Source organism: Gemmatimonadota bacterium, from assembly GCA_009838845.1.
Taxonomy (GTDB): Bacteria; Latescibacterota; UBA2968; order UBA2968; family UBA2968; genus VXRD01.
The window spans coordinates 1-16,589 of the sequence record VXRD01000040.1 but is presented as its reverse complement, the minus strand read 5'-3'; the positions used below and the strand labels follow the sequence as shown (position 1 = coordinate 16,589).

The 16,589-nt window shown below is 52.3% G+C and carries 16 protein-coding genes and 2 tRNA genes; 12 read left to right on the top strand and 6 right to left on the bottom strand.

Going from position 1 to position 16,589, the window contains the following annotated elements; all coding sequences use genetic code 11:
* The first annotated feature begins 5 nt into the window (after positions 1-5).
* From F4Y39_05730 to F4Y39_05715, 4 genes are read left to right on the top strand one after another with little or no spacing between them, the layout of a single operon-like run.
* On the top strand, positions 6-824 hold the full coding sequence (locus tag F4Y39_05730; protein ID MYC13208.1) for a phytanoyl-CoA dioxygenase family protein: 819 nt from the start codon (positions 6-8) through the stop codon (positions 822-824).
* A 14-nt stretch (positions 825-838) separates the two neighbouring features.
* Positions 839-1,630 carry a phytanoyl-CoA dioxygenase family protein gene (locus F4Y39_05725; GenBank protein MYC13207.1) on the top strand — a complete coding sequence of 264 codons (792 nt, stop codon included), beginning with the start codon at positions 839-841 and terminating at the stop codon, positions 1,628-1,630.
* 15 nt (positions 1,631-1,645) lie between these two features.
* On the top strand, positions 1,646-3,088 hold the full coding sequence (locus F4Y39_05720; GenBank protein MYC13206.1) for an arylsulfatase: 1,443 nt from the start codon (positions 1,646-1,648) through the stop codon (positions 3,086-3,088).
* A gap of 15 nt (positions 3,089-3,103) precedes the next feature.
* Positions 3,104-3,925, top strand: a complete 822-nt coding sequence (locus F4Y39_05715) for a phytanoyl-CoA dioxygenase family protein (GenBank protein ID MYC13205.1) — start codon at positions 3,104-3,106, stop codon at positions 3,923-3,925.
* Between the two features lie 78 nt (positions 3,926-4,003).
* Here the strand turns inward: F4Y39_05715 and F4Y39_05710 are convergent, their stop codons facing one another.
* The 6 genes from F4Y39_05710 to F4Y39_05685 form a co-directional block, all read right to left on the bottom strand.
* Positions 4,004-4,375 (bottom strand): DUF86 domain-containing protein, encoded by a 372-nt coding sequence (locus tag F4Y39_05710; GenBank protein ID MYC13204.1) that lies wholly within the window; start codon positions 4,373-4,375, stop codon positions 4,004-4,006.
* Positions 4,368-4,658, bottom strand: a complete 291-nt coding sequence (locus tag F4Y39_05705; GenBank protein ID MYC13203.1) for a nucleotidyltransferase family protein — start codon at positions 4,656-4,658, stop codon at positions 4,368-4,370. The genes F4Y39_05710 and F4Y39_05705 overlap by 8 nt, the downstream gene beginning before the upstream one ends.
* 30 nt (positions 4,659-4,688) lie before the next feature.
* Positions 4,689-5,057, bottom strand: a complete 369-nt coding sequence (locus F4Y39_05700) for a hypothetical protein (GenBank protein MYC13202.1) — start codon at positions 5,055-5,057, stop codon at positions 4,689-4,691.
* Between the two features lie 220 nt (positions 5,058-5,277).
* On the bottom strand, positions 5,278-6,108 hold the full coding sequence (locus tag F4Y39_05695; protein MYC13201.1) for a sugar phosphate isomerase/epimerase: 831 nt from the start codon (positions 6,106-6,108) through the stop codon (positions 5,278-5,280).
* 71 nt (positions 6,109-6,179) lie between these two features.
* The gene (locus F4Y39_05690; GenBank protein MYC13200.1) at positions 6,180-7,316 is read right to left on the bottom strand and encodes an aminotransferase class V-fold PLP-dependent enzyme; all 1,137 of its coding nucleotides are present in this window, start codon (positions 7,314-7,316) and stop codon (positions 6,180-6,182) included.
* 134 nt (positions 7,317-7,450) lie between these two features.
* Positions 7,451-7,525, bottom strand: a tRNA-Glu gene (locus F4Y39_05685).
* A gap of 143 nt (positions 7,526-7,668) precedes the next feature.
* Between F4Y39_05685 and F4Y39_05680 the strand changes: the two genes are divergently transcribed.
* The 8 genes from F4Y39_05680 (at position 7,669) to F4Y39_05645 (ending at position 16,559) form a co-directional block, all read left to right on the top strand.
* Positions 7,669-8,631: a hydroxyacid dehydrogenase gene (locus F4Y39_05680; protein ID MYC13199.1), complete on the top strand. Its 963-nt coding sequence runs from the start codon at positions 7,669-7,671 to the stop codon at positions 8,629-8,631.
* 11 nt (positions 8,632-8,642) lie between these two features.
* Complete coding sequence (locus F4Y39_05675) at positions 8,643-9,458, top strand: MBL fold metallo-hydrolase (GenBank protein MYC13198.1); 816 nt, start codon at positions 8,643-8,645, stop codon at positions 9,456-9,458.
* 4 nt (positions 9,459-9,462) lie between these two features.
* On the top strand, positions 9,463-10,164 hold the full coding sequence (locus F4Y39_05670) for a glycerophosphoryl diester phosphodiesterase (protein ID MYC13197.1): 702 nt from the start codon (positions 9,463-9,465) through the stop codon (positions 10,162-10,164).
* A gap of 108 nt (positions 10,165-10,272) precedes the next feature.
* Positions 10,273-12,006 carry a proline--tRNA ligase gene (locus F4Y39_05665; GenBank protein ID MYC13196.1) on the top strand — a complete coding sequence of 578 codons (1,734 nt, stop codon included), beginning with the start codon at positions 10,273-10,275 and terminating at the stop codon, positions 12,004-12,006.
* Positions 12,007-12,025: 19 nt separating this feature from the next.
* Positions 12,026-13,705, top strand: coding sequence for a glutamine--tRNA ligase/YqeY domain fusion protein (locus F4Y39_05660; protein ID MYC13195.1), 1,680 nt, complete (start codon positions 12,026-12,028; stop codon positions 13,703-13,705).
* Between the two features lie 151 nt (positions 13,706-13,856).
* A tRNA-Gln gene (locus F4Y39_05655) sits at positions 13,857-13,930 on the top strand.
* A 339-nt stretch (positions 13,931-14,269) separates the two neighbouring features.
* Positions 14,270-15,949, top strand: a complete 1,680-nt coding sequence (locus F4Y39_05650; protein MYC13194.1) for a CocE/NonD family hydrolase — start codon at positions 14,270-14,272, stop codon at positions 15,947-15,949.
* Between the two features lies 1 nt (position 15,950).
* Entirely contained in the window at positions 15,951-16,559 is a 609-nt protein-coding gene (locus tag F4Y39_05645) for a sulfatase-like hydrolase/transferase (GenBank protein MYC13193.1), read from the top strand.
* Positions 16,560-16,589 lie beyond the last annotated feature (30 nt).

Here is a 16,589-nt window from a genome sequence, read left to right as displayed (position 1 = left end):
CCACAATGAACGAAGTCGAACAATACGAATTTGACCGCCAGGGATATATCACAATCAAAAACCTGCTCACGAATGCAGAAGTGCAAACCCTGCGCAAAGCCGTTGACAAATTGGAAGAACACGCCCTATCCAATGTCGCTCTACCGCCTCGAAAACACAGTGCATGGGGAGCCGAATATCACGTCAACAAGGAGAAAGGCTACCACGTTCAGGGATCATGTGCCGAGGGGAAAACCCTGATCATAGAAGACTTTTGGAATGCAGATTCAACATTTGATCTCCTGGTAAACCACGAAAAAACATTGCCATACGTGCAAACCGTTATCCGCGGTCGCTACACCATCAACAATTCAGAGATCCGCATTCGGTACAAAAACAATACATCGCGCAGCCACGGCGGCACGAGACCGGAAAATCAAAAATACCGCTATACCAGTGGTGATCGCATCGACTGCATGATGGTGCGCATGATTTACTTTATACACGATGTCACCAATGAACAAGGCGCGTTTTGCGTCGTCCCCGGCACGCACAAAAGCACCTTGCTCTGCCCTTATGACAACGACCCTGATGTAGAACCGGGAATGATCGGATTGGAAGCCAAAGCGGGCGACGCGATCTTTTTTACAGAACACCTGCGGCACGGTGGCTTGACCAACCGCTCAGATCAAGTCCGCAAAACCATCCACGTAGGCTATGGTCCCTACTGGATGATGTCGCAAAATATCGCCACCATGGATGAACCCCAGCATATCACATCGCACACACTGGCGCGATATACAAAAGAACAGCGCAATTTGTTTCGACCGTGGCCCGAAAAATAGAGGAGAAAAAGCCCATGTCTGAGAAAACAGCGCGTGAGCATTTGCCCATGTCGGATTACGAAAAATTCCTCTTCGACTTAAAAGGCTTTCTCGTCATCCCCAGTGTGCTCACCGACGAAGAAATCGCGATCGCACGCGACCATATCGAAACGTATATGAAAACGCCCGAAAGCCTTCCCGAACACCATCGCTCGCCCATTTCTGGTCCCACGGAATTTTTAATCGATCACCCGCGCGTCATGGGCATTCTGCAAGAAGTCATTGACCAGGATCGGGAGCGCATCCGACTGGAAAGCGTATTCATATCTGGCCGGTCCGCTGAGAAAACCGGCAACGAGTGGCGGCCACACGTGGGAGGAACAAATCTCCACCCTTCGTTTTCCTTTCGCTTCCACAACGGTCGCATCTACAGCGCAATGACGCGCATTGTCTGGGAATTGAACGAGGTAAAAAAAGGCCAGGGCGGCACCTGCCTCGTTCCCGGCTCGCACAAAGCCAATCTCGCTTCCGCCCAGGACGGCACCTGGCCCGAAGAAGCCGATAATCCAAACTCGGGGGTTTGGGAAACCTATGGCTGCCCGCCGGGAAGCCTCGTCGTATTTTCAGAAGGCGTGCGGCACACGGGATCTACCTGGACCAATCCGGACAATCCGCGACGCGCCATCCTCATCGCGTACAATCACGTAACCGTGCGATTCCACGAACCCAAGCCCTGCATGAACCCGGTCGTGATCAATCGCCTGGAAGAAAGCCGTCAGTCTTTCTTCCGCGACGTCTGGGTTTTAGCCAACAAGCGAAGGGGATAACAGGAGATACACCCAATGCCGACAACCGAAACTTCTCCCAATATACTCTTTATCCTGACCGATCAATGGCGAGGAGATTGCCTGGGATATACCGGTCATCCCGCAGTTGAAACTCCCCACCTGGATCGTCTGGCAGACGAAGGTGTCACATTTACCCAGGCCTATGCCTCGTGCCCGGTATGCGTTGCTGCTCGCGCCACGATCCTCACGGGCCTCGCCCCCAAGCGCCACGGATATCTCACCAACGGCGGCGTGCAGTGGGACTATCCAGTGACCCTCCCCGGAACCCTATCAGATGCGGGTTATCACACCCAGTGCGTCGGCAAAATGCACGTCTATCCCTGGCGCAATCTCGTGGGTTTTCACAACGTCGTACTACACGACGGCTATATGCATCGCGCCCGGCGGGAAAACCGCGAATTTGGATTGAACGACGATTACACCCCCTGGCTTCGGGAAAAACTCGGCGCGGTCTATGCCGACCACAACGACTCTGGCGTGGGATGCAATGGATACGCAGCGCAAGCCTGGCCCTACCACGAAATGCTTCACCCCACGAGTTGGGTGACCTCGCAGGGCATTGACTTCTTGCGCAGACGCGATACATCCAAACCCTTCTTCCTCACGCTGTCCTACCACCGGCCCCACCCACCGCTGGACCCTCCCGCGTCTTTCTTGAATCGATATTTGCAAAAGGACATTCCCCCACCCGCCATGGGAAACTGGGTTGACCACGAACTCCGCAAGGGCGGCCACGACAGCCCAATCCCACGAGACCCGGCGCTGGTGGCCTATGCCCGAAGAGCGTATTACGCACAGATTTCACACATCGATTTCCAGATCAACCGCATGATCATGGCGCTCAACGAATACGATGTCCAGGACAACACAGCCATACTCTTCACCGCGGATCACGGCGAAATGCTATACGATCACAACCATGTGGGAAAAGGCGTGCCCTATGACGGATCCGCTCGCGTGCCCTTCATCCTGCGAATGCCCAGAACATCTGGCGCAGTGCCGCGTGAATCCCTCGTAGAATCGCCGGTAGAACTGCGGGACATCTTCCCAACCTTCTGCGACATCGCGGGAATCGATACCCCTGCCGATCTCGACGGCGAAAGTGTGTTGAATTGCGGCGGGAATAATTGGCGTCCGTTTATACACGGAGAACACGCGACATCTGCCAATCAGTGGCTCACGGACGGCAAGGAGAAGTACGCCTGGTTTACCCAGACGGGAAGAGAATTGCTCTTTGATCTAACCGAAGACCCCCGCGAAATCAACGACCTGTCCCGCGAGCGTCCCGACCGATTGGCCTGGTGGCGCGATCAACTGATTGAGGAACTCACAGGGCGTCCAGAGGGATTTGTCCAGAATGGAAAACTGGCGCCCGGGCAGCCCATCCAGGGCCTGCTTCCCCACGTCGGCAAAGGCGTACCCAAAGGCGCGATTTGAGGAGAGGAATATCCCATGTCACTTCACGAACCCTTTACAGAAGAAGAATTATCGCCGATTCTCGAAGATTTTTATAAAAACGGCGCGACCATCATCCGAAACGTCTTATCTCGGGAAGAATGCGAGCAAATATGCAGACGCGTCGATCAGATCTTTGCAGAACCCTATTTCGCTGAAATGCGAAATGTAAAAATAAAGCCGCAGCACGATGGCAAAGAACCCATCGTTGTGCATCGGCTATTTGAATGCGACCGGATGTTCCGCGACCTGCTCGTGCGCGAGCCTATCATATCTATCGCCGAAACAGTCCTCGGGGCACAGTGCCATTGCATGGCACAGGGATGCATCTTGAACCGCACAGATCTCGGCATTAACCGCTTTCACGTAGATGACAGCCTGGAATTTCCCATTACGGATGACAATATCAGCGGTCATGACAGGCGTCTTCAGATGCCCGTTTTCCGCATGTCGTTCCAGATCGCCCTGACAGACCAGAATGAAGACCAGTATGGCCCCAGCCAATTCGTGCCGGGCAGCCACTACGCGGGCAGACAACCCAACGATCCGGAAAATCCAACCTTCGACGGTCAAGAACCAAAATCTCTGCACATGAAAGCAGGAGACCTCTACCTCCTCAGCAGCCAGACCTGGCATCGCGGTGCCCCCAATACATCCGACCGCATCCGCTATCTCTTTCACCAGGTCTATGGTCAGCGTTTCGTCGCCCAGCGATTCTGGCCCTATCTCAACTATCACATGCCAGATTACGTCCTCGAAGGCGCCGACGAACGCCTCCTGCGCGTCCTCGGAAAACACCCCGAAATGGCCTATGGATAGTCCTCTACACCACTTCCACCATTACATCTGCAGGTCATCCAGGAACTCCGATTTTTTGGATGATCTTCGTTTAGCCATCTATTCAGAATCCTTACTTGTTGTGTCTAATAGTTTTCGCAACGCGGGTAGTAGTTTTGGAACGGCGTCTTGAATGATTGTCCAGATGACATCGTCCCGAATACCCAAATACGCATGCGCCAGGCGGTTGCGTGCCCCTACGATGGCGCGCCAGGGAATTTCTGGATACGCCTCGCGCACCTCACTCGGAATGTGGGTTGCTGCCTCACCGATCAGTTCTATATTTCGCAGAGTCGCGTCATAAGTGAGCCCATCCGAGATGAACGCATCTTGATCCATTCCTTCGGTATAGGAAAGTACCTTTTCGCCAAATTCTATCATATCGTTCACATAGAAGCGCCACTCCCGTGCTTCTTGCTCGGCATTAGACATCAATCACCTCACGTTCTACGTAGGGCCGTATCTCGACACGCAGATCCTGGTCAGTTGCCAGATCCACTCGCCGACCAAGCAGGTCTTCCAGATAGCCTTGGGCTCCAAAGTAGCGTTGCCAATTGAGCGGCGCGTCAAACCGCACCAAAATATCAATATCGCTGGTGTCCGTCGCCTGGTCGCGGGCGAAGGACCCAAACAAGGCGAGTTCTCTGACGCCAAAGCGTTGCAAAAGAATCGGCTTGTGTGCTCGGAGCACATTCAGAACTTCATCTCTATTCATCAGTCCTCCAGTTCCTTTACTTTCTCATTATCACACATTCATCAACGCTGTGAGATCGAAAGCACGAATCTTTTTCTTGATACCTTCTATCGTGTCTTGACCAGCTACTCGCAAAATATCTTTGGTAGCCTGACGGCGTTTAAAAATAACATACTCTACCAATCGGTTACCGAGGAACTGAAGCCCGAGGTGGCTACCATTCTCGTCTTTCCAGACAGCACGCAGATTCCCATTATCCAAGAACACTACCCCTGCTTTCTGCGCGAAGGATATTGACTCGATAAATGACCAGAAATCCGCTTCAGACACCTCGTTCATAGCGAAACCATCGCGCTGGGCATCGCTACGAAGCACTTCAATTCGATTCCGATATATCTGGTATTGTTTTTCTTTTAACATTGCGAGTTCTAAGGGGTTGTCAATAGCACCATTGGAGTGACAACTACAAGGTCTGCATTCTCTTTGATCACTACGCCCTATTCCCTAATCTGCTAAATCTACGTAACGACGGTTGTCATTGCGGCATCGAAACGCAATGAGCGACGTTTTGTTCGATCATCTCATTAAATGCCCTTTCTATTTGACTTCAAAGTTCGACTGCACCTCACAGACATCTCCTTCACCCACCCGGCACGAACTGCCGCAAATAATTCACAGCTTTGGGAACCGCTGTCTCTTCTGCCTCTTCATCCTGTCCCTCATACACGATTGATACCCAGCCGTTGTAATTCACCCCATTCAAAATCTCGAAAATGCGCGGATAATTCAGCCAGACCTCTTCTCCCGTAGAAATGCGATAGACCTTTGCGCGGACATGCACGGCAAGAGGGGCTGTCTCTGCAATACTCCCGTAGAAATCCAATGCCGGATCTTCAGTCCCGCGCTGACCACTCGACCCCGGCGACCCGACGTATTGCCCCGTATCGAGAATATGGGACAAATGGGGATTATCGACCGTCTCGAGAATCCGGCGCACATCTTTACCCGTGCGCGTAACACACCCGTGATTGTGGTTGTGCAAACCCAGGACAATGCCCTTTTGTTGTCCGTATTCTGCGACCTCCTCCATACAGGGCATCATGCGATCCCAAACCTGTTCTTCAGGCTCGTCATTGCGATTCCACGCCGCAAAAATCCGCACGAGTGGCACACCCATAAACTCTGCAACATCGACCCAGTGCTTGACACTATCTATCACCTCCTGCAACTCTTCCTGGGGCCTGCCAAAATCATTGCTCACGCCCAGATACGAAATCACCAGACCGCGCCTGAGACAGCGCATGCGAATATCCCGCAAGTACGCCGGGTCTTCAGATTCAAACGCGCGGGTGTGAATATCAATCCCATCCAGACGCAAATCATAAGCCTTGTCGATAAACCCCGCCATATCGATTTCGCCAGCAGTGAACTGATCTTTGTAACTCAGAGACATACAACCCAATTTCATCATAGCTAATATCCTTTCTTAAAAACGGGCGGGTTTGAAACCCGCTCCTACATTTATATCTGCGACCATCTGCGTCATCTGCGGATTACTTCATTCAGCGCATCGAGCAATCGCGCCACATCATCGCTACCATTGTACAAATGCGTGGAAACGCGCACCCGCCCAAACTCGCCCCAGCAAAAAACATTGCGCTCTTCGAGACGATTGACCATCTCGCGACCATCATTACACGCAAAGCAGGTATTGCCCGACCGCGCTTCCCGGTTATTGGGCGAAATAACCTCATAGCCCAACTTCGCAAGTCCCTGGGACACCAGTTCGGACAAATCGCGTGCGTGATTCTCAATCTTCTCGGGACCAATATCTAAAATCACGCCCAGCGCGTGATCCAGGTGCATAACCACCTGCATAGCTGGATTCCCGGGTTCGAGTTTTTCCGGCATCGGTTGTTCGGCGACTTCGGGATCGCGCTCGGCAGTTTGTTCGGGCCACACTTTGAGATTGTGCCAGCCAAAACACGTCGAAGCCACCTGCTCTTCTACGCGTTCGCTCAAAAAACAAGGCGCCGTACCGTGCGTTGCCAAAAGCCATTTGTAACTGCTACTCACCGTAAGATCGGTCAAATGCGCTGGCACGCGCAAAACACCCGAAGAATGCGTGGCATCAACGGCGAATAAAGCGCCTTTTTTCCACGCGCCTTCAGAGAGTTGCGCCAAATTTAAACACTGTCCCGTATAAAACCCCACATGGCTGACAGCGAGAACGCGCGTACGGGAATCAACAGCGTCGAGGAGATCCTCTTCGCGCACCCGCCACTGTTTATGCGGCACCAGACGAACCTCAACACCCCTGGATCGCAGATGCTTCCACGCATACGCCACAGAGGGAAACTCGAGATTATTGGTCACGACATTATCGCCTGGTTGCCAGTCCAACCCCCGCGAAAACCAGCCCATGCCCTCGGCAGCAGAAGGCATAAACGCAATGCGATTGGCCGGCACATTCCAGAGCTGCCCCATGCGCTTGCGACAGCGTTCTCCCCTGTCGTAAATTTTATCGCGGCCCTTGTGCGATCCACCCTTAAATCTGGCAAAATCGGCATATACTTCAGCCTGACTTTTGAGCCATGGGGATTCACCCCCCGTACACAGGTGGGCCATGCCTTCAATACCTTCAAAAGCATCAGGTGAAAGAAGAGGTGCAATTGTCAAAAGAACTCCTTTCTTTATTTGGAATATTGATCAACAAACAGACCATTCCCCAATATAGTCTTTATATCTCATTCATCCACAAATAAAATAAGGGTCGTGAAGTCACGACCCTTTGAATAATACACGCACATTAATGGCGACCCCGAGGGGAATCGAACCCCCGTTGCCGGGATGAAAACCCGGTGTCCTAACCACTGAACGACGGGGTCGCCTCATAGATAGGGAAATATATATAAAACCCAAAAACGAAGCAAGGCAGAATCTAAAAAAATAAATTCCTCACACCTTGACAAAATCACACTCTGGATATACACTATATTTTTCGCAAAAACAACAATAGAAAGGACGCACTGTGGCAAAATTCAACATCCTGCTCTTTGAACCCGTACATCCCTGTGGACAGGATCACCTTCTCAAAAACGACTGCGAAATCCTCTGGGCACAAGGATTTGAACCCGATCAAATCATTGCCTCGGTCAAAGACGCAGATGGCATTCTCGCACGCGCTCGGGGCATCATAGACGGACCCGTAATGGACCGGGCACCGCGCCTCAAAGTCATAGGTCGCCACGGCATTGGCGTCGATAACATCGACGTTGACGCCGCCACCGAGCGCGGTATCTACGTCGTCAACACACCCGGCGCCCCCGTTGAAGCCGTCGCCGAATATATCGCCATGTCATTCATCGCCCTGCCGCGCAAAATTGGTCAAGCCGATACCGCGACCCGCTCTGGCGACTGGGCACTCCGAGACCGCGTACACGCCCCCGAATTAATCGGCAAAACCCTGGGCATTATCGGCTTTGGTCGCATTGGCCGTCGCCTTGCGGAAATTTGCTCCCTCGGCTTCAGAATGAATGTTATCTACACCGATGAATATCCCCCTCCTCCAGAAGAAGAAAACCGCCTGAATGTGCGCCGCGTGGAATTGGACGACCTCCTATCTACCTCGGACTATATCAGCCTCAACGTCCCTCTCCTCGACAGCACGCATCACCTCATCAATGCCAACACACTCGCCCGCATGCAACCCCACACCATTATCGCCAATTGCAGCCGCGGTCCAGTTATCGACGAACAGGCACTCGTAACCGCATTGAAAAACAAACAAATTGGAGGCGCAATCATCGACGTCTTCGAAAGTGAACCCGCAACGCCAGACAATCCCCTGTGCGAACTCGACAACGTGCTCCTGTCGCCCCATTATTCCGGCCACTCGGCTGAATCAATACAAAAAATGGCAATGGTCGCAGCGGACATCGTGCGCGTTCTCAACCGACAAAAACCCGAATTTCCTGTCAACGGACCGTTATAGAGGATCTAACCATGCGATATATCATGCTCGGCAGTGGTGCGGTGCGGGACAACCCGAATCGCGGCGGCCCATCGCAATTATTGCAAATCGGCAATGAAAACTGGATGTTTGACTGCGGTCGGTCAGCGTGTACAAACCTGGCGCGCGCAGGTGTGAATTGCGAAGATATAGATCGACTATTCTTGACCCACCTGCACTTCGATCACATCGTCGATGTCCCCTATCTCGTATTTGTGGGATGGGTGAAAGTACGCAAAAAGCCCCTTCAAATTTATGGTCCTGTCGGGACAAAACACTTTATATCGCATGTCATTCGCCCGCCCTTTGAGCAGGATATTCAAAGTCGAATTGGGCATGGCAAAGACGACAGTGTACTCGATCCCGAAGTTACTGAGATCGGATCAAAAGGCAAATTTCTATCTACGGACGACTTTCAATTATCCGCAACATTCACAGACCACGGCGGCATCCCCACGCTCGTCTATCGCGTCGATACGAGAGATCACCGCGTCGTAATCACGGGCGACGGGAATCCCGATGCGGAATTCCCGGCATTCTGTCAAAATGCCGATTTATTATCCATAGAATGTTCGGGCACCGCTGAATTCCTGGCGACCCAACCCTGGGGATCATGGCATATTACACCGCCAGAAATTGCAGAAATCGCGACCGCAGCCAATGTAAAACGCGTGATAATCAAGCATCTGGTAATCGAAGACATCACGGGTGATCTACAAGCTGTGCATCGCATGGGCGACCAGATTCGCCAAAAATACGACGGCGAAGTCATGGTCGGCGAAGATGGGTTGATAGTCGAAATCGGATAAATTTATGGAAGAGAGGACTCAAATGATTCTTACAGGACACCGGGGAGCAGCAGCACTCGAGCCTGAAAATACGCTGCTATCCATGCAAAAAGCGATAGATCTCGGCGTCGATCAGATCGAGCTTGACGTACACCTCACGCGCGATCAGCACCTCGTCGTCATTCACGATACCACCGTAGATCGAACGACCGATGGACAGGGTGCGGTCGCCGACTTTACGTTAGAGGAAATCAAGCGGTTGGACGCCGGTAAAGGAGAGCGCATTCCGACACTACAGGAAGTCATAGACCTGGTGCGCGAGAAAGTGGTTCTTCAGATCGAACTGAAAGGACCCGACACCGCCGAGCCGGTCGTCCGGACGGTTGAGCGAAATAATATAGAAAGCGAGGTACTTCTGACCTCATTTGTCCATGAGCGGCTACGCGAAGCGCGCCAGCTTAATCCGAGCCTGGCACTGGGTGCGTTGTGGTCGAATCCACCATCTGATGCGTGTGAACAGGCTATCGATATGGGAGCGGTAGGGATACACATCCTCCATCCAAATATTGACGCCCAGCTCGTTCAGAAAGCCCATGCACACGGCCTCCTGATCCGCGCCTGGAACCCCGACACGGTTGAGGAGATACAGCGTGTTATCGATCTGGGAGTTGACGCCATCGGCTCGAATCGTCCAGATCTGTTAATCGCACTTGGACGCCCATCGTGAAACTTTATACAATGCCAAATCGTCCACAATATCAAACTAAACACAATATTTGGCTCTAATTCCCGTATTTTGTTTATATTTTCCCGAGAATTTTCTAAAGGAATAGAAATGCGTTACTCTCAATTATTGACACAAACCCTGCGCGAGGTGCCCGCAGATGCAGAAGCCATCAGTCACCAGTTGGCTTTGCGCGCGGGGCTAATTCGTCCTCTCGCATCGGGAATCTTTAGCTTCTTACCGCTGGGACTGCGCGTGAAGCGGAACATCGAACAGATTTTGCGCGAAGAAATGGAACGCGCAGATTGCTTTGAAATTTCGATGCCCGTGGTACAACCTGCGGAAATCTGGCACGAGAGTGGACGGTGGAACGATGTGGGCCAGGAAATGATGCGCATGAAAGACCGCGCAGACCGCGACATGTGTTTGGCAATGACGCACGAAGAAGCCGTAACCGACCTGGCGCGTCACATGGTACAGAGCTACCGACAATTGCCCTTGAGCGCGTTTCAGCTTCAGACCAAATTCCGCGACGAGCCGCGCAGCCGCGGTGGATTGATTCGCGTACGCGAATTTACGATGAAAGACGGGTACAGCTTTCACATCGACCAGGCGAGTTTAGATGCGTATTATCCGCGCATGTACGAGGCATATCAGCGGATATTTGAGCGCGCGGGATTGGGAGACCACGTCATCTCAGTAGAAAGCGACCCGGGAATGATGGGTGGAACAGAAGCGCATGAATTTATGTACTTAAACCCGGGCGGCGAAGACACCCTGCTCTTATGCGATGCCTGCGGTTATCAGGCCAATCGACAGGTAGCGACATATAAGAGGGAAGCCATCGAAGCGGGAAGTGAAAAACCCCTGCAAAAAGTGGCGACCCCCAATTGCAAAACCATTGAAGAAGTCGCGTCGTTTTTGAACGTACCGCAGAGCGAGACAGCCAAAGCCGTATTTTTAATCGGCACAATAAGCGGCGAAGAAAAATTTATTTTTGCAGTATTGCGCGGCGATCGAGAATTAAATGAAACCAAGCTCGCCAACGTAGTAAAGGCGCAGGCATTGCGCCCAGCAACAGACGAGGAAATCACCGCAGTGGGCGCAGTCCCTGGATATGCGTCGCCAATGGCCGTGAAAAATGCAATCGTAGTCGTAGATGAAGCCATTGCAAAAGGGACAAATTTTGTATCGGGCGCGAATGAGGAAGGATATCACTACTTAAACGTCAATGTGGGACGCGATTTTGATCCCGATATCGTCACAGACCTCATCGCCGTAGAAAAAGGCATGCCCTGTCCAGTATGCGAAACCCCGCTCGACAGCACGCGCGGCATTGAAGTGGGTAATATTTTCAAACTCGGCACAAAATACAGCGACAGCATGGGCGCGAAGGTCCTGGATGAAAACGGTAAAATGCAGCCCCTCTTCATGGGATGTTACGGCATTGGCGTGGGCCGATTATTGGCGTGTATTATCGAAGCCCATCACGATGACCACGGCATTATCTGGCCAATATCGGTCGCGCCCTTTGAGGTGCAAATCGTAGTCCTGACGGGCAGAAAACCCGCAGGAGAACTGGAAGCTGCCGAAAAATTGTACGGGCAACTAAAGGCTACTGGACTGGATGTATTGCTCGACGACCGCGATGAACGCGCAGGCGTAAAATTCAACGATGCAGATTTAATCGGCATACCAATACGGTTGACCGTGGGATCGCGCGGCCTGGCAAATGGACAGATAGAGATGAAATTGCGACACGAAAATGATCGCACAGATGTGCCTCTGGATCAGGTCGTAGAACAGGTGAAGTGTGAAATAAAAAAGCTAAAGACTAACAACTAACAACCCAAAAGGTCTAAAAATGGCAACAACCGAAGACACACCAACGGATTTTATCCGTGAAATTGTTCGCGAAGACGTAAAAAATGGCAAACACAAAAAAATCGTAACGCGCTTTCCCCCAGAGCCAAATGGCTATCTGCACATCGGCCATGCCAAGGCTTTTTGTCTGGACTTTGGTCTCGCCGAGGAATTTGACGGACAGTGCAATCTCCGGTTTGACGACACCAACCCGGACCGGGAAGACACCGAATACGTCGAATCTATCCAAGAAGATTTGAAATGGATGGGCTTTGATTGGGGCGACGGATTGTACTTTGCCTCTGACTATTTTGACCAACTCTACAATTATGCAGTGGAACTCATCCAACAGGGAAAAGCCTATGTTTGCGACTTGAGTCCACAGGAAATACGCGAATACCGAGGCACAGTAACAGAACCGGGAAAAAACAGCCCCTATCGCAATCGCACCGTGTCGGAAAATCTCGATCTATTTGCGCGAATGAAAAATGGAGAACTTCCCGATGGCGCGTGTACATTGCGCGCAAAAGCCGACATGGCATCGCCAAATATGAACATGCGCGATCCCGTCATGTATCGGATCAAACACACATCGCACCATCGCACAGGCGACAAATGGTGTATTTATCCAATGTACGATTGGGCACACGGGCAATCCGACGCCATAGAGCAAGTCACGCACTCGCTGTGCAGCATCGAATTTGCAGAACACCGCCCCCTGTACGATTGGTACATCCAGCAATTGGAAATTTTCCCATCGCAGCAAATTGAATTTGCGCGGTTGAATATCACCTACACATTGACCAGCAAGCGCATGTTGACCCAACTGGTCGAGCGCGGTCTCGTAAACGGATGGGAAGACCCGCGCATGCCCACGCTTTCGGGAATGCGACGACGCGGGATACCGCCGCAAGCCATTAAAAATTTCATCTGGCGCGTGGGAATGAACCGGCGGGATACAACCGCGGAAATAGATTTGTTTGAATTCTATATTCGCGAACACCTGAACAAAGTCGCGCCCCGGGTAATGGGCGTGATTGACCCCTTAAAAGTGGTCATTGAAAACTATCCCGAAGACGAAGAAGAGACATTTGAAGCGATGATCAATCCCGAAGACCCCGATACCGGCACGCGCCCCGTGCCTTTTTCGCGGGAATTGTACATCGAGCGGGAAGATTTCATGGAAGATCCTCCCCGCAAATTTTACCGCCTTGCACCTGGACGCGAAGTGCGATTGCGCGCGGCGTGTTATATCACCTGTCAGGAAGCAATAAAAGATGACGACGGCAATGTGATCGAACTCCGCTGCACCTGGGATCCCGAAAGCCGCGGCGGCACAACACCCGATAAACGCAGGGTTCGCTCGACATTGCACTGGGTATCAGCCAAACACGCATTGAAAGCCGAAGTCCGATTATTTGACCGGCTATTCATGACGGAAAACCCCACCCGAACCGAAGATGGACAGGATTTCACAGACAACTTAAACCCCAACTCACTGGAAGTGCGTCCTGTATGTTATGTCGAGCCAAGCATGAAAGGGGCAGAAGTTGGCAGCGTGGTCCAATTCGAGCGCCTGGGCTATTTCTGTGTCGATACAGACTCATCAGATGAAAAACTCGTATTAAACCGAACGATTACCTTGCGCGACACATGGGCGAGGATGAGAAGTGGGAAGTAAGAAATTTGAAGTGGGAAGTGGTAACAACCGTCATCGCGGTATGAAGTTGAGCCGCGATCCAGAAGGTTTAGCTGTCCGCTGATCGCTGATTTCTAAAAAGTAAGTTGCCTGTAATCGGCTAAAAATTTATATTTAGCCCTCGACATAGTATTGCCCCTTCGTCTAATGGCAAGACACTGGATTTTGGTTCCAGGTATCGGGGTTCGAATCCCTGAGGGGCAACCACAAAAAATAAAAAGCCCGTCGATCATCACCGATTGACGGGCTTTTGTTGTGTACTCGAGGTAAGCAGAGAGATATAATTACGATATTAGTTTATCAGCGTCCATAAAGGGCGGTTATGAAAATTAACATTATGTATTTTAGAGAATGCAACTTGATTTTGCCGTTGTGGCGTTTTACATTATTTCACACCGCTGGCGTCACCTCCAGAATCACCCGCCGTGGACCTGGAACACGCACATTACCCATCCAGATGGCAGTGTGGATCGCATTAAAATGGACTGGCGTAATACACAGGGGCCGGTGCTCATTTAACCTCTATCTCCACTATTGGAGTTTTCTATGCAAACCAACTACGACGTCAACATGCAATTAGACGTAAAAGTGCCCATGCGAGATGATATCAATCTCTCTGCCGATATCTACCTGCCTCGAGCGCATGGTAAATTCCCCACCGTGCTCATGCGAACGCCTTATAGCAACAACGCCGACAACATGGTTGAAAAAGCCCGGAGGCTTGCCAACAATGGTTATGCCTGTGTTATCCAAGACTGTCGCGGACGGTGGGACTCAGAAGGGGAATATTACGCCTTTCGGGAAGGCGAAGATGGGTACGACACTCAGGAATGGATTGGCAAACAAGAATGGTGCAATGGCAACATCGGCATGGCTGGCAGTTCCTATGGCGGCACGGTCCAGTGGCGCAGCGCGCCGTATCGCAGCCAGTACCTCAAATGCATCACACCTCGCGTTATATGCACGGACTATTACTCAGGCCTGGTCCACCCCGGCGGTGCTTTCCAGCTCAACGTCATGATGACCTGGGGCATGCGTACCAACGCCCGCACCGCACAAACCATTGAATTCCACAACTGGACCGAAGCCTTCCGCGCACTACCCCTCATAGAAATGGACGAACAGGCGGGCCGAAACCTGAATTTCTGGAAAGACTGGGTCGAACATGCCGCTTACGACGACTATTGGGAGCAATTCAACGACGAAACCAAATGGGGTGAAATCGCCGTCCCCGCGTTCAACATGGGCGGCTGGTACGATCTTTACGCGGCACAGACCTTCACCAACTTCAACGGCTTGCGCCTGCACGGTCGCACCGAAGAAGCCAAAAAGAGCAAACTCATCGTCGGCCCCTGGCCACACTCTCTCAGCCTATCGCCTAAAACCGGCGACATTGACTTCGGAGCACCGTCAATGGTCGATCTGGAAAGTCTTGAACAGCGCTGGTTTGACCACTGGCTCAAGGGTATTGACAACGGCATCGCGGATGAACCGCCTTTGCGTCTCTTCATCATGGGCATCAACCAGTGGCGCGACGAACGCGAATGGCCGCTTGCGAGAACCCAATGGCAAAAATGGCACCTGCACTCCGGCGGCGGTGCCAATACGCTACTCGGCAACGGCACGCTCTCCACAGCATCACCGGAGAACGAATCGCCTGATCACTACACTTATGACCCTCGCTACCCCGTCCCGACGATGGGCGGCAACAACTGTTGCTCACCCCACATCGTACCGTGGGGTCCCTATGACCAGCGTCCCGTAGAGATGCGAAGCGACGTACTCTGTTACACCAGCGCCCCCCTTGAAACAGCCATGGAAGTCACGGGCCCCATCAAAGCCGTCATCTACGCCGCTACCGACTGCACAGACACGGACTGGACCGCCAAGCTCGTCGATGTATCGCCCACCGGGTATGCCATGAACCTCTGCGACGGCATTTTGCGTGCACGCTTTCGGGAAAGCCTCACCAACCCCACCCTGCTCAAATCCGGTAGCATCTATGCCTACGAAATTGACCTCGGCGTAACCGGAAACGTCTTCAAAAAAGGCCATCGCATTCGCCTCGAAATATCTTCTTCCAATTTCCCCCGGTTTGACCGCAACCTCAATACAGGCGGCTCGCTGGGTCGTGAGACCGAGATGCGCCAGGCCCATCAGACCGTCTATCACTCAAAAGCATATCCTTCTCACATCACGCTACCCGTCATTCCCTGCGGAGAATAATATGTCAGACTCTCGACCAAATATCCTGCTCATCATGACCGACCAGCAACGCGGCGACTGCATAGGTCTCGACCCGTGTAGTCCCTCGTGTCTGCAAACACCCAACCTGGACTGGATTGCCCGCACGGGCACGCACTTTCACCGCGGATACTCCGAATGCCCCAGTTGCATACCCGCTCGCCGGTGCCTGATGACCGGCACAGCACCCGCAGCAAATGGCGTTGTCGGATTCAAAAGTGCTCAGTGGCATCCGCCTCACACGCTCGCTGGCGAATTGTCCAGGGCGGGGTATCAAACAGAAATGATCGGCAAACTCCACCTATCCCCTGCACGCAAGCGCTATGGTTTTGACCACATGCAACTGGCCGATGCCACCCGGGGCGCCCACAACGACTATGTCGAATGGCTACAGCAATATCACAAACGTAACGAAGTGCATCCCGGCATGGCCCACGGTATTTCCTCCAATGGATGGGTTGGCCGTCCACACCACTTGCCCGAAGAACAGATGCACACCTTCTGGTGTATCGACAGAGCAATGGACTTTCTCCAAAAACGCGATCCCACGGTCCCGTTTTTTCTCAACATATCCCTTAATGAACACCCGTGACGCGGATCGACAAGACATATACGACGACCC

Excerpts from the sequence above, each read along its gene's own strand:
- F4Y39_05730 (MYC13208.1), top strand. The coding sequence starts at position 6 with ATGAACGAAGTCGAACAATACGAATTTGACCGCCAGGGATATATCACA.
- F4Y39_05725 (MYC13207.1), top strand. The coding sequence starts at position 839 with ATGTCTGAGAAAACAGCGCGTGAGCATTTGCCCATGTCGGATTACGAA.
- F4Y39_05720 (MYC13206.1), top strand. The coding sequence starts at position 1,646 with ATGCCGACAACCGAAACTTCTCCCAATATACTCTTTATCCTGACCGAT.
- F4Y39_05715 (MYC13205.1), top strand. The coding sequence starts at position 3,104 with ATGTCACTTCACGAACCCTTTACAGAAGAAGAATTATCGCCGATTCTC.
- F4Y39_05710 (MYC13204.1), bottom strand. The coding sequence starts at position 4,375 with ATGTCTAATGCCGAGCAAGAAGCACGGGAGTGGCGCTTCTATGTGAAC.
- F4Y39_05705 (MYC13203.1), bottom strand. The coding sequence starts at position 4,658 with ATGAATAGAGATGAAGTTCTGAATGTGCTCCGAGCACACAAGCCGATT.
- F4Y39_05700 (MYC13202.1), bottom strand. The coding sequence starts at position 5,057 with ATGTTAAAAGAAAAACAATACCAGATATATCGGAATCGAATTGAAGTG.
- F4Y39_05695 (MYC13201.1), bottom strand. The coding sequence starts at position 6,108 with ATGATGAAATTGGGTTGTATGTCTCTGAGTTACAAAGATCAGTTCACT.
- F4Y39_05675 (MYC13198.1), top strand. The coding sequence starts at position 8,643 with ATGCGATATATCATGCTCGGCAGTGGTGCGGTGCGGGACAACCCGAAT.
- F4Y39_05670 (MYC13197.1), top strand. The coding sequence starts at position 9,463 with ATGGAAGAGAGGACTCAAATGATTCTTACAGGACACCGGGGAGCAGCA.
- F4Y39_05665 (MYC13196.1), top strand. The coding sequence starts at position 10,273 with ATGCGTTACTCTCAATTATTGACACAAACCCTGCGCGAGGTGCCCGCA.
- F4Y39_05660 (MYC13195.1), top strand. The coding sequence starts at position 12,026 with ATGGCAACAACCGAAGACACACCAACGGATTTTATCCGTGAAATTGTT.
- F4Y39_05650 (MYC13194.1), top strand. The coding sequence starts at position 14,270 with ATGCAAACCAACTACGACGTCAACATGCAATTAGACGTAAAAGTGCCC.
- F4Y39_05645 (MYC13193.1), top strand. The coding sequence starts at position 15,951 with ATGTCAGACTCTCGACCAAATATCCTGCTCATCATGACCGACCAGCAA.